At 45.3% G+C, this 14254-nt stretch carries 8 protein-coding genes and 3 rRNA genes; 2 read left to right on the forward strand and 9 right to left on the reverse strand.

The genetic code is table 11. The features are described 5' to 3' along the window. Nucleotides 1-141 precede the first annotated feature (141 nt). Nucleotides 142-2163, reverse strand: coding sequence for an FAD-dependent oxidoreductase (locus tag C1X04_RS13375; protein WP_137170220.1), 2022 nt, complete (start codon nt 2161-2163; stop codon nt 142-144). Between C1X04_RS13375 and C1X04_RS13380 the strand changes: the two genes are divergently transcribed. Further along, nucleotides 2155-2883 carry a TetR/AcrR family transcriptional regulator gene (locus tag C1X04_RS13380; RefSeq protein ID WP_342767501.1) on the forward strand — a complete coding sequence of 243 codons (729 nt, stop codon included), beginning with the start codon at nt 2155-2157 and terminating at the stop codon, nt 2881-2883. The genes C1X04_RS13375 and C1X04_RS13380 overlap by 9 nt on opposite strands. Here the strand turns inward: C1X04_RS13380 and C1X04_RS13385 are convergent. Then, nucleotides 2869-3777 (reverse strand): DMT family transporter, encoded by a 909-nt coding sequence (locus tag C1X04_RS13385; RefSeq protein WP_137170221.1) that lies wholly within the window; start codon nt 3775-3777, stop codon nt 2869-2871. The genes C1X04_RS13380 and C1X04_RS13385 overlap by 15 nt on opposite strands. 109 nt (nt 3778-3886) lie before the next feature. On the opposite strand from C1X04_RS13385, the gene C1X04_RS13390 reads away from it, so the two are divergent. After that, entirely contained in the window at nt 3887-4831 is a 945-nt protein-coding gene (locus C1X04_RS13390; protein ID WP_137170222.1) for a LysR substrate-binding domain-containing protein, read from the forward strand. 246 nt (nt 4832-5077) lie between these two features. Here the strand turns inward: C1X04_RS13390 and rrf are convergent. The 7 genes from rrf to hemL form a co-directional block, all read right to left on the reverse strand. Then, nucleotides 5078-5192 (reverse strand): 5S ribosomal RNA (rrf, locus tag C1X04_RS13395). Nucleotides 5193-5405: 213 nt separating this feature from the next. Further along, nucleotides 5406-8292 (reverse strand): 23S ribosomal RNA (locus tag C1X04_RS13400). A gap of 302 nt (nt 8293-8594) precedes the next feature. After that, a 16S ribosomal RNA gene (locus tag C1X04_RS13405) occupies nt 8595-10132 on the reverse strand. Together the 16S, 23S and 5S rRNA genes form the textbook arrangement of a ribosomal RNA operon. A 313-nt stretch (nt 10133-10445) precedes the next feature. Continuing rightward, on the reverse strand, nt 10446-11051 hold the full coding sequence (locus C1X04_RS13410) for a sulfite oxidase heme-binding subunit YedZ (RefSeq protein ID WP_254682268.1): 606 nt from the start codon (nt 11049-11051) through the stop codon (nt 10446-10448). A 1-nt stretch (nt 11052) separates the two neighbouring features. Next, a complete protein-coding gene (msrP, locus tag C1X04_RS13415; protein ID WP_137170223.1) occupies nt 11053-12045 on the reverse strand; it encodes a protein-methionine-sulfoxide reductase catalytic subunit MsrP in 993 nt (330 codons plus the stop codon). 96 nt (nt 12046-12141) lie between these two features. Next, nucleotides 12142-12912 carry a CDP-diacylglycerol--serine O-phosphatidyltransferase gene (gene pssA, locus C1X04_RS13420; RefSeq protein WP_110577234.1) on the reverse strand — a complete coding sequence of 257 codons (771 nt, stop codon included), beginning with the start codon at nt 12910-12912 and terminating at the stop codon, nt 12142-12144. Nucleotides 12913-12941: 29 nt separating this feature from the next. Further along, a complete protein-coding gene (gene hemL, locus C1X04_RS13425; RefSeq protein ID WP_110577233.1) occupies nt 12942-14225 on the reverse strand; it encodes a glutamate-1-semialdehyde 2,1-aminomutase in 1284 nt (427 codons plus the stop codon). Nucleotides 14226-14254: the final 29 nt, after the last annotated feature.

The following is a 14254-nucleotide window of genomic DNA, read 5'->3' on the forward strand; positions in this document are numbered from 1 at the left end:
GTTACAGCATTAATCGACAAGATAAAGTCATTTACAGAAGGCTTACAAGGAAGGATAAACAAAAAACCAAGAGAACTGTCACAACATTAAATATAGAGAGTGATGGATCTATATATCTAACCATCACTCTCTGAACATTGCTTAAATCGAGCTTGCCAGCAAGGTTCCCTGTTTAATAGCCCGTTTAGCATCTAACTCAGAAGCCACATCTGCGCCACCAATAAAATGAACCGCATGACCAATCTCACGCTCCAACAATCGATTTGGTTCTTGTCCAGCACACACAACAATCGTATCGACATCAAGACAACGAGCTTCACCATTAACCGTCAAATGCAGTCCTTCATCATCAATGCGCTGATAATCACAACCTGATAAGAAGACAACGCCTTTCTTCAACAACTCAGTACGATGAATCCATCCTGTCGTTTTACCCAAGTTAGCGCCGACCTTAGTTTTCTTACGCTGCAACAAAAAGATCTCGCGCTCAGCCTTTTCAAACTCTGGCTTAACACCTTCCACACCACCACGGGCAGAGAAGCTCATATCTACTCCCCACTGTGACATGAAGTCAGCAATTTTTTGCTCCTTATGGGGCGTCGAATGAATTAGGTATTCGCTGATATCAAAGCCAATACCTCCAGCTCCGATAATAGCCACTCGCTTGCCAACCGGCTTGCCATTCATCACATCCAAGTAGCTCATTACTTTGTGATGTTCAACACCTGCAATCTCAGGGGTTCTCGGCAAGATTCCCGTTGCCAGTACAACTTCGTCAAACTTCTCCTTATTTAAAAGTTCTCCATCAACTCGGGTATTCAACTGAAGGTTCACGCCTGTTAATTCAACCTGACGAGCGAAGTACCGCAAGGTTTCATAAAACTCACCTTTACCAGGAATGCGTTTGGCGATATTAAATTGCCCACCCACTTCGTTACCTGCGTCATATAAGGTAACAAGATGACCACGCTTTGCTGCCGTGGTTGCAAAAGCCAAACCAGCAGGACCGGCACCTACAACGGCAATACGCTTAGGAGAATCCACTGGTGTAATAACAATTTCGGTCTCATGGCAGGCTCTTGGATTAACCAAACAGGACGTCATTTTTTGATCAAATACATGATCCAAGCAAGCTTGGTTACAAGCAATACAAGTATTAATTTCGTCGGCGCGATTTTGCTCTGCTTTTAACACAAATTCAGGATCAGCAAGAAAAGGTCTCGCCATAGAGACAATATCCGCATCACCACGTGCCAGCACTTGCTCTGCCACTTCAGGCGTATTGATTCGATTAGAGGTCACCAAAGGAACAGATAACAATTTCCGTAACTCAGCTGTGACCCAAGTGAATGCAGCACGCGGAACTTTTGTGGCTATCGTCGGCACTCTCGCTTCATGCCAACCAATTCCCGTACTGATGATACTCGCGCCCGCTTTCTCAATAGCAAGACCCAGCTCAACCACTTCCTCAAGATCACTACCACCTTCCACTAGATCCAACATGGACAAGCGATAGATAATAATAAAATCTGCCCCCACCGCGGCTCGAATTCGCCTAACAATCTCTGTCGGCAACTTGATCCTATGAGCGTATTCACCGCCCCACTCGTCTTCTCGCTGGTTTGTTCGACTGGCAATAAATTGATTCAGCAAATAACCTTCTGAACCCATCACCTCAACGCCATCGTAGCCCGCTTTTTTAGCTAGAACAGCGGCGTTAATAAAATCAGATATTTGCTTTTCAATACCTTCAGGCGTTAATGCCTCAGGCGTAAAGGGATTAATAGGTGCTTGTAGGGCCGATGGCGCGACCAATTTAGGATTGTAAGCATAACGCCCCGTATGCAAGATCTGCATGCATATCTTTCCACCTTCTGCATGGACAGCATCCGTAATGATACGATGCTTTTCAACATCCTCTTCTGACGCCATTTTAGCTGCGCCAGCATAAACAGCACCTTCAGAATTAGGAGCAATGCCGCCAGTGACAATCAAACCAACACCACCACGAGCGCGCTCCGCATAGAAAACAGCCATTCGCTCAATTCCGCCTTTTACTTCCTCTAGACCTAAATGCATAGACCCCATCAACACTCGGTTCTTCAACTGAGTAAAGCCTAGGTCTAGTGGCTCGAACAAATTCGGATAGGTTGAATGGCTCATAATCATCACTCGCTTTGTTTATTATTTTTTGAACTGCCGCTGCCCGCGTGCAATTTTGACACTGTCAAGATAGGTTTTCATTTTGACATTGTCAAGATACAAGTATTTAATCAGCCCATGTCGACATTAAAAACACAATACCATCACGGTGATCTCACTAAATCATTACTTCAATCCGCTGCTCTGATTATCAAAGAGCAAGGAGTTGAAAGCCTCAGCATGCGTAAACTTGCAGACACAGTTGGTGTTTCAAGAACAGCGCCATACCATCATTTCAAGGATAAGAACGCGTTACTTTGCGCACTTGCAGAGAAAGGTTTTCATGAACAAGAAAGCATGCTTTTCGCTCTAAAAGCAGAGCAAAAACCCGCCACTGACGTTTTTAAACAATACGTTCATGCTTATCTAGAATACGCACTCCAACACAATGAAACCTACGACCTTATGTATGGTAGAACATTATGGAAAGCCGGAACCCCTAGTGACTCACTGAAAGCAGCATCAAAGCAAACCTTTAAAGCTTGGATAGATTGGGTAGAAGAGTTACAAGAACAAAAGGTACTTCCTAACAGCAATACGCCACTCAGAATAGGACAAACAACCTGGGCTAGCCTTCACGGATTAGCGAGGCTGTTTATTGATGGTATCTATCTAGACAAAGAGGATTTAGCAGATATGGTTGAGCAAATGATAAAAAACCTATGCTCAACCAGCGCCTAAATTAGACCGAGTATTAGACAAAAGCTGCTCTTTACGTAATCGCCTAATATCCCTGTGACTTAAATACAATAACGGAGTGATAACAAACACCGACCCAACAAACACACCCAAATCAGGTGTATCACCAAAGATCCACCAACCTAACAAGAAGGCAAAAATCAAACCGGAATATTCAGCACTCGTTACTTTGCTTGACACCACATAACGATAACCAACTAAGCAAGAAACACTGTATAAAATAGAACAAACCGATGATAAAGCAGCGTAGATCAAAACTTCAAATTCAAATTTTTCACCCTCCCAAATTGCTAGCCCACTAACCATAGGTAACGCAAAAAGCTGGGTCACAAATAAACCATAAAACATACTTTGTTCTTGAGGTATTTTTTTTATCAATAAGCTATTTACCGCCAGAACAACCGCAAAAAGAATCGCACTAATCATGGCAAGCGTCACCTCAGTCGGCCTTAGAATCACCAAAATACCAATAAAGCCCAATATAACAGCAAGCACAACATCCACACTCAAACGCTCTTTATAGAAAAAAGCACCAAACAGCATGATAAAAATAGGCGCCACATAGAACACCGCATTAGCCGTCGCCAAAGATAGCTCAGACAATGAAATGACAAGCAAAACCGAACCTAAAACCCATAAATTGCCTCGAATAACATGCAACTTTAGACCCAATGTTGCGACCGCTTTAGGTGAGCTCAAGTATTTCATTACAGCGATTGGAAAAAGAATAAGACACATAAAAACGGCACGAAAAAACGTGAACTGAAAAATGGCAACATCAACGCCAGCCATTTTAATAAAGACATCACACAAAGTGGCAAAAAAACTACCTAATACAAGAATCAAAATAGCGCTACTTACTGTACGACCTGACAAAACGCTTCTCCAAGAAAACTTATTGCTATATTCACCTTAGCTTAATAAGTTAAAGTCATTAGTTAAAATGATATATTTAGATTAAGTATTAGTTATTTGGATATATAGTATGCTGCCTCCGCTAAAATCACTCCCTGTTTTCGAAGCTGTTGCTCGATTAAACAGCTTCTCGTTAGCTGCTAACGAACTCAATGTTAGCCAAAGCGCGGTCTCTCATCAGATAAGGATTTTAGAGAACCACCTTGGTGAAAACCTATTTCATCGACAAGGACGAAAGCTAGAACTTACCATTGAAGGCAAACATTACTTAGATTCAATCAGCAATTCATTGCTACAAATTGAAGAAGCGACAAACCATATTAGAGGCCAACAAAAAACACATATTCGATTAGCCGTATACAGCTCATTCGCTGTTTACTGGCTTATACCAAGACTCCCAGAGCTAAAGCACTTGTACCCGAACTTAGAACTGAGTATCGAAATGAGTCATGGCTCGCCCGACCTATCTGATCGAACGGCCGACTTTTTCATTACAATTGAAAATGAAAAACGAGGATTTCTCTTTGATCACGTATATCAAGAAGAGCTGTTTCCAGTGTGTAGTCACAGTTATTATGAAACAATAAAAAATAAATTAGGAACAGTAACCAACCAAGAACTGACCAGCAAACTAAATAATGATCCTAGCTTACTCGCTCAATTCCCACTTATCACATCTTACAGCATCTATGATCGACATACAGAGGACTGGAAACGCTGGTTTGGTAATATAAATCGCCCTTTACCAGAAGGCATTCAGTTCCATCAATTTAGCCATCTTATGCTAGCTTATGAAGCCGCCAAACATTCTCTCGGCATTGCTCTCGTCAACGACTACATGATGAGCGAAAAACATGACCAGACCACCTTAGTAAAACTACCTTGCAGCGCATTTAAAACGGGTGACAACTTTTACACTGCTTATAAAGAAAGCCGCAAGGATGAAGAAGTAATTAAGTCTTTTAGAGACTGGCTAAGAAAGGAAGCGAAGACACTAACGACTCTTGCTATATAAAATCCATACATTTGATAGTGGATAACACTAAAGTTACGCTTTGATAGACCATATAAGGCACGATAAGGCGTCTTCTTTTGATGACTCGCGCAGACGCGTCGAAGAATGAGACAGGCGCAAGCGGGGCACAAAAGAGCAAGCCATTGCTGCAGGAGTAAACCATTACTGCGTGCACGTGAAGGCGTGCTAACAGCAGACGAAAAAAAGCCCCGACAGCATCAGCTATCAGGGCTTTCTTAATATAAAGCTTGACGACGACCTACTCTCACATGGGATCTCCCACACTACCATCGGCGATGGCGCTTTTCACTTCTGAGTTCGGGATGGGATCAGGTGGTTCAACGCCTCTATGATCGTCAAGCAATTCGTTTTGCGTTTTGTTCTGGCTGGACTTTTTCGTCTCACCACAACACGCGAATACGTGCTTGGATCTTTAACAATTCATTTTGAAATAGTGATAACCAAGTATCAAACCGATGCTCATCATTGCTGATGCTTTATCGTACTATGTGTCTTTGTCATTTTGATGATCTTGAGCCTTCACTCTTCTCATCCAAAACCACTTTGGTGTTATATGGTCAAGCCTCACGAGCAATTAGTATTGGTTAGCTCAATGCCTCACAGCACTTACACACCCAACCTATCAACGTCCTAGTCTCGAACGGCTCTTTAGGGGACTTAGGTCCCAGTGAGATCTTATCTTAAGGGAGGCTTCCCGCTTAGATGCTTTCAGCGGTTATCCCGTCCGAACATAGCTACCCGGCAATGCCACTGGCGTGACAACCGGAACACCAGAGGTTCGTCCACTCCGGTCCTCTCGTACTAGGAGCAGCTCCTCTCAAATCTCAAACGTCCACGGCAGATAGGGACCGAACTGTCTCACGACGTTCTAAACCCAGCTCGCGTACCACTTTAAATGGCGAACAGCCATACCCTTGGGACCGGCTTCAGCCCCAGGATGTGATGAGCCGACATCGAGGTGCCAAACACCGCCGTCGATGTGAACTCTTGGGCGGTATCAGCCTGTTATCCCCGGAGTACCTTTTATCCGTTGAGCGATGGCCCTTCCATACAGAACCACCGGATCACTAAGACCTACTTTCGTACCTGCTCGACGTGTCTGTCTCGCAGTTAAGCGTGCTTTTGCCTTTACACTCTATGCATGATTTCCGACCATGCTGAGCACACCTTCGTGCTCCTCCGTTACTCTTTGGGAGGAGACCGCCCCAGTCAAACTACCCACCACACAGTGTCCTCGATCCGGATTACGGACCTGAGTTAGAACCTCAAACATACCAGGGTGGTATTTCAAGAGTGGCTCCACGGTAACTGGCGTCACCGCTTCAAAGCCTCCCACCTATCCTACACAAGTAGGTTCAAAGTTCACTGTGAAGCTATAGTAAAGGTTCACGGGGTCTTTCCGTCTAGCCGCGGATACACAGCATCTTCACTGCGATTTCAATTTCACTGAGTCTCGGGTGGAGACAGTGTGGCCATCGTTACGCCATTCGTGCAGGTCGGAACTTACCCGACAAGGAATTTCGCTACCTTAGGACCGTTATAGTTACGGCCGCCGTTTACTTGGGCTTCGATCAAGAGCTTCGCTTGCGCTAACCCCATCAATTAACCTTCAAGCACCGGGCAGGCGTCACACCCTATACGTCCACTTTCGTGTTTGCAGAGTGCTGTGTTTTTAATAAACAGTCGCAGCCACCTGGTATCTTCGACCGACTAGTGCTTACGGAGCAAGTCCTTCACACCGGCCGGCGTACCTTCTCCCGAAGTTACGGTACCATTTTGCCTAGTTCCTTCACCCGAGTTCTCTCAAGCGCCTTGGTATTCTCTACCTGACCACCTGTGTCGGTTTGGGGTACGGTTCCTGCATATCTGAAGCTTAGAAGTTTTTCCTGGAAGCATGGCATCAACCACTTCGCCCAAAAGAGGGCTCGTCATCAGTTCTCGGTCTTAAAAGGGCCCGGATTTGCCTAAGCCCTAAACCTACCGCCTTAAACACAGACAACCATCGCTGTGCTGGCCTAGCCTTCTCCGTCTCTCCATCGCAATATGCACGAGTACAGGAATATTAACCTGTTTCCCATCGACTACGCATTTCTGCCTCGCCTTAGGGGCCGACTCACCCTGCCCTGATTAACATGGGACAGGAAACCTTGGTCTTCCGGCGGGGGAGTTTTTCACTCCCCTTATCGTTACTCATGTCAACATTCGCACTTCTGATACCTCCAGCCTGCCTTACAGCTTGACCTTCAACGGCTTACAGAACGCTCCTCTACCATGCCTAGTAAACTAAGCATCCGTAGCTTCGGTGTACAGTTTGAGCCCCGTTATATCTTCCGCGCAGGCCGACTCGACTAGTGAGCTATTACGCTTTCTTTAAAGGATGGCTGCTTCTAAGCCAACCTCCTAGCTGTCTAAGCCTTCCCACATCGTTTCCCACTTAACTGTAACTTTGGGACCTTAGCTGACGGTCTGGGTTGTTTCCCTTTCCACGACGGACGTTAGCACCCGCCGTGTGTCTCCCGTAATTGCACTCATTGGTATTCGGAGTTTGCATGGGGTTGGTAAGTCGGGATGACCCCCTAGCCCAAACAGTGCTCTACCCCCAATGGTGAGATACGAGGCGCTACCTAAATAGCTTTCGAGGAGAACCAGCTATCTCCGAGCTTGATTAGCCTTTCACTCCTATCCACAAGTCATCCCCAGCCTTTTCAACGGATGTGGGTTCGGTCCTCCAGTTGATGTTACTCAACCTTCAACCTGCTCATGGATAGATCGCCCGGTTTCGGGTCTATTCCCAGCAACTAAACGCCCTATTAAGACTCGGTTTCCCTACGGCTCCACTATGTGCTTAACCTTGCTACTGAAAATAAGTCGTTGACCCATTATACAAAAGGTACGCAGTCACGGAACAAGTCCGCTCCCACTGCTTGTACGTACACGGTTTCAGGATCTATTTCACTCCCCTCACAGGGGTTCTTTTCGCCTTTCCCTCACGGTACTGGTTCACTATCGGTCAGTCAGGAGTATTTAGCCTTGGAGGATGGTCCCCCCATATTCAGACAGGATAACACGTGTCCCGTCCTACTCGTTTTCATGATTAAGGTGTTTTCGTATACGGGGCTATCACCCTCTACGGCGGCCCTTTCCAGAGCCTTCTACTAACACCAAAATCACTTAAGGGCTAATCCCCTTTCGCTCGCCGCTACTTAGGGAATCTCGGTTGATTTCTTTTCCTCCGGGTACTTAGATGTTTCAGTTCCCCGGGTTCGCCTCGTATGGCTATGTATTCACCATACGATACCCGCAAGCGGGTGGGTTTCCCCATTCGGACATGTTCGGATCAAAGCTTGTTTATCAACTCCCCGAACCTTTTCGCAGATTACCACGTCCTTCATCGCCTCTGACTGCCAAGGCATCCACCGTGCACGCTTGGTCACTTGACCATATAACCCAAAATAGTTTCGGATCACATACCAAAGGGCTTTTGTCCCCCTCTGGATTTACGATTTAGAAAGTCACCTAGGTTAAAGGTGCTTTCCACCGGTTTGACGCTTGATTATCGTCTATTTCAAAATTTGAATTGTTAAAGAGCAAGTTTAGTGCAAAGCACTAAGTCAGAAGCTTGATATGATCACTCATTCAAACGTCTTGCTTAGGACTTTATCCTAATCTTTAAAGAGATATCGTGTTATTTAAAACACCATCAGATAATTTGTGTGAACGCTCACCAGAGGTTTCTATCGTTTAAGGAGGTGATCCAGCCCCAGGTTCCCCTAGGGCTACCTTGTTACGACTTCACCCCAGTCATTGACCACTCCGTGGTAACCGCCATCCCGAAGGTTAAGCTAGCTACTTCTGGAGCAATCAACTCCCATGGTGTGACGGGCGGTGTGTACAAGGCCCGGGAACGTATTCACCGTGACATTCTGATTCACGATTACTAGCGATTCCGACTTCATGGAGTCGAGTTGCAGACTCCAATCCGGACTACGACGTACTTTCTGGGATTCGCTTACTCTCGCAAGTTCGCAGCCCTCTGTATACGCCATTGTAGCACGTGTGTAGCCCTACTCGTAAGGGCCATGATGACTTGACGTCGTCCCCACCTTCCTCCGGTTTGTCACCGGCAGTCTCCTTAAAGTTCCCACCCGAAGTGCTGGCAAATAAGGATAAGGGTTGCGCTCGTTACGGGACTTAACCCAACATTTCACAACACGAGCTGACGACAGCCATGCAGCACCTGTCTCAGTGTTCCCGAAGGCACCAAAGCATCTCTGCTAAGTTCACTGGATGTCAAGAGTAGGTAAGGTTCTTCGCGTTGCTTCGAATTAAACCACATGCTCCACCGCTTGTGCGGGCCCCCGTCAATTCATTTGAGTTTTAACCTTGCGGCCGTACTCCCCAGGCGGTCTACTTATTGCGTTAGCTGCGCCACTAAGTCATTACAACCCAACGGCTAGTAGACATCGTTTACGGCGTGGACTACCAGGGTATCTAATCCTGTTTGCTCCCCACGCTTTCGCACCTCAGTGTCAGTATCAGTCCAGGGTGTCGCCTTCGCCACTGATGTTCCTTCCTATATCTACGCATTTCACCGCTACACAGGAAATTCCACACCCCTCTACCGTACTCTAGCCTGCCAGTATCGGGTGCCATTCCAAGGTTGAGCCCTGGGATTTCACATCCGACTTAACAAACCACCTACGCGCGCTTTACGCCCAGTAATTCCGATTAACGCTTGCACCCTCTGTATTACCGCGGCTGCTGGCACAGAGTTAGCCGGTGCTTCTTCTGGAGCTAACGTCAAAACGCTTGGGTATTAACCAAACGCCCTTCCTCACTCCTGAAAGTGCTTTACAACCCTAAGGCCTTCTTCACACACGCGGCATGGCTGGATCAGGCTTCCGCCCATTGTCCAATATTCCCCACTGCTGCCTCCCGTAGGAGTCTGGGCCGTGTCTCAGTCCCAGTGTGACTGGTCATCCTCTCAGACCAGTTAGAGATCGTCGCCTTGGTAGGCCTTTACCCTACCAACTAGCTAATCTCACGCAGGCTCATCTAATAGCGGAAGGCTCCGAAAAGTCCCCTCCTTTCCCCCTCAGGGCGTATGCGGTATTAGCATGCGTTTCCACATGTTGTCCCCCTCTACTAGGCAGATTCCTACGCGTTACTCACCCGTCCGCCGCTCGTCAGCAGGAGCAAGCTCCCCTGTTACCGCTCGACTTGCATGTGTTAAGCCTGCCGCCAGCGTTCAATCTGAGCCATGATCAAACTCTTCAGTTAAAAAGTTTGCTTACTCAAAATCTATTACACTAACAATAACTTAATCATTTCATCGTCCCGAAGAACAACAAAACAACATAAAGCGAATTGACGTGTTAGACGTTTCGCAAGACTTCAATTTTTTTGATCCTAAAAGGATCTTCTGAAGCCTCCAGAGAGCGCCCACACAAATTATCTGATTATCTATTTTAAAGAGCGTTTGACACCTTCTTCAACTTACTTACCTTGGTAAGTGCAAACCTTCGCTTGCGTTGTTCTCCGTGTCAGTGGGGGCGTATAATACATTCTGAATTTTTTAGCGCAAGCTCTTTTTTCACTTTTTATTAAAAAGTTTTTTATAAGTGGGCAATGTAGGGATTTTTACTATTAGTAAAGGTACGAGTAATACGGAAAAATAGACTGCCAAGGATACGTCATCTTTCACCTGCCACCAAAGATGTGCAATAACCCCTATGGCGGCAACATACATCAAACGATGCAAAGGTTTCCATTTCTTACCCAACGCCCGCACCATTTTTTTCGTACTAGTGATGGCTAAAACAGCCATAATCAACAAAGCCGCTACACCGACATAAATATACGGTTTTTCAACTAAATCGGAGCTAATCCAAGTCCAACTCAAGCCGGCAAATAAAACCAAATAAATAACAAAGTGAAGTAACCCATAAAAAAAAGCCGTTAATCCAATAAAACGACGATAACGATTAATCGCTTTCAATGGCTTGAACTTACCAATCAATGTCATTGCCATTACAGCAACAACAAAGACAGATGCCCAAATACCACTAAGCCTCATCAGTAATTTACCAGGATCTGGAAAGTACTGTCCCATTAATAGTGAGCTAAACATCCATACGAATGGCAAAGCAAACACAATCAAGACATATGGCTTTTCTCTTCTATCCCAGAACGCTGCCATATTAATAAAACCTTTTCAGATCCATGCCTGCATACAAAGACCCAACCTCTTCTTCGTAACCATTAAACATCTTTGTTTCAATGACATTAGGAAAAAGAACACCACCAGGTAATCGCCTCTCTTGTTTTTGCGACCAGCGAGGGTGATCCACATTAGGATTTACATTGGCATAAAAACCATATTCATTAGGAGCCAACATAGCCCAGGTTGTTTTGGGCATTTCCTCAACAAATCGAATTTTCACAATAGACTTAATACTTTTGAAGCCATACTTCCAAGGCAAAACCAACCTAACCGGAGCGCCATTTTGATTTGGCAATATACTTCCGTACATGCCCACTGCAAGTAGTGCCAAGGGATTCATAGCCTCATCAATACGCAAGCCTTCTCGATATGGCCAATCCAGTCCACCACTTCGCTGACCTAGCATTTGTTTGGGATCATATAAAGTTTCGAAATACACATATTTGGCTTTTGAAGTTGGTTCGAACCGCTTTAGGACATCCGCAAGAGGCACACCGACCCAAGGAATAACCATAGACCAAGCTTCTACACAACGGAGTCGATAGATTCGCTCCTCCAGCATCGACTCTTTTATAATATCCTCAAGATCAAAGACACCGGTCTTGCCAGCTTCACCTTCTACGGTAATGGTCCATGGCGTTGTTTGAAACTCAGAAGAACGATCTTTAGGGTCACTTTTTCCATAACCAAACTCGTAAAAATTATTGTAGGAAGTCGCAACATCATAAGGAGAGATTTTATCGTCTTTACCGAAGGAGGTTTCGGTAATGTTTTCAAAATAAGGCTTCAAGGAGATAGGCGGAGACAGAGGGTTACCGTCCTGAAGAGCTGCAGATACTTGACCAATAGCACCGGCACCCAAAACAATTCCGCCGGTTGTTTTCATAAATTGGCGACGATTCAAGTAAACAGATTTATCTGTCACCTCTGACTCAGAACAGTCTGACGCTTTCTTATTAAAAATTAACATAGCATGTCCTCTTCTATCGTTAGAATTATTGACAAGAAGCTATGGCACTAGTTCAAAAAAGCATTCATTAAAAATGAATGCTTTTTTGTACATCATCTAGCGGAATCGCTTAAATACGATCCCAAGCGGCCCCGATAAACCGTAAAGGCAAAACACGCTCATCAAAACCAACGCGGGTTGAAGAGTGACCAAAACGAATACCAACACAGCAATAAGAAGGACAACAAAAGGAACTCGACCTTTTAAATTGAGATCTTTGAAGCTGCGGTACTTCACATTACTAACCATCAATAAGCCAGTAATAGGCACAAGTAACGCCATCAACGTGGCCATACTTTGCCCTGAAAAGCCATTATCATTAGCCGCCCATATAACACCAGCGACCAGAGCGGCTGCAGCAGGACTAGGTAGACCAGTGAAATATCGTTTCTCCTCTACCCCCAACATAGTATTAAACCGGGCCAGACGAAGTGCGGCGCCAACAGCGTAAATAAAGGCAGCAACCCAGCCTATTTTACCCAGTGGCGCTAAAGACCAAGTAAATACAACAAGCGCAGGAGCTATACCAAAGGAGACCATATCAGCCAATGAATCATACTCAGCACCAAACGCGCTTTGAGTATGAGTCAAACGAGCAACACGACCGTCTAAACCATCAAACACCATTGAAATAAAAATGGCGACTGCGGCATAGGTAAAGTTTTCGTTCATCGCTGCAATAATGGAGTAAAAGCCAGAAAACAGTGCCGCCGTGGTAAACAAGTTAGGCAACAAATAAACCCCTTTATGCGGCTGCTTTTTTTCATCACCTAAATCCACATCTTCGATTTCATCGACAGGTGCTTTTTTCACATCTTCTATAGACATGTTAGAAACCTTCCTTCTTTAAAAACTATTTATACTAGCTTAGCAAAAGAACGCTTTGCGGCTTCGATAGTGTAATCGATGTCTTCTTCTGTATGAGCTTGAGAGATAAAACCAGCCTCGAACGCTGCAGGGGCAAAATACACACCCTCCTCTAACATATAGTGGAAAAATGCTTTAAATTTAGCTAAATCACATTTCTGCACATCTGCAAATGTCGTAACCTCTTGCGCTTCAGTAAAGAAAAAGCCAAACATTCCACCGACACTCACAACGCAAAAAGGTACGCCCGCCGCATCAGCCGCTTTTTTCAACCCAGATACCAAACGTTCAGCTTTAGCCCCTAATGCCTGATGAAAACCGTCTTCACTGATTTTGTTCAGTACAGCCAAGCCCGCAACCATAGCAACAGGGTTACCAGACAGAGTACCCGCTTGATAAACAGGCCCTAACGGAGAAATACACTCCATAATCTCACGTTTACCACCAAAAGCACCGACCGGCATTCCAGCGCCAATAACCTTACCTAAGGTTGTCAGATCTGGAACGATACCAAAGTGATCCTGAGCACCACCAAGAGCGACACGGAAACCTGTCATCACCTCGTCAAAAATGAGAACCGCACCGGATTCATCACACACTTTACGCAATGTTTCAAGAAACCCTTCGACAGGTAAAATACAGTTCATATTGCCTGCAACTGGTTCGACAATAATACAAGCGATTTGATCCCCTATCTCTGCAAAGCAGCGAGTCACTTCTTCGATATCATTGTATTGCAATGTGATCGTATGTTTTGCTAGATCGGCTGGCACACCAGGCGAGTTCGGCACACCAAGAGTTAATGCGCCAGAACCAGCTTTTACCAGCAATGAATCAGAATGCCCATGGTAACAACCTTCAAACTTAACGATTTTATCTCGTCCGGTATAACCACGAGCCAAACGAATCGCACTCATAGTCGCTTCCGTGCCAGAGTTCACCATACGGACCATATCCATGGATGGAACAAGTTCACATACTTTTTCCGCCATAGTGATTTCAACTTCTGTCGGAGCACCAAAACTCAATCCGAAATCCAGTTGTTGTCTAACCGCATCCAAAACATCTGGGTGAGAATGGCCCAAAATCATCGGCCCCCATGATCCAACATAATCTATGTATGATTTTTTATCTTCATCATAAACATAAGCCCCTTCTCCACGCTCGAAGAAAACAGGCGTTCCACCTACACCATTAAAAGCTCTTACTGGAGAGTTTACGCCTCCAGGAATACGGTGTTGGGCGCGTGCGTATAGATCTTCAGAACGACTCATATTTTTAAATCCCATAGCTAATAAAATAC

This window comes from Marinomonas sp. FW-1 (genome assembly GCF_005222245.1).
GTDB classification, from domain to species: domain Bacteria; phylum Pseudomonadota; class Gammaproteobacteria; order Pseudomonadales; family Marinomonadaceae; genus Marinomonas; species Marinomonas alcarazii.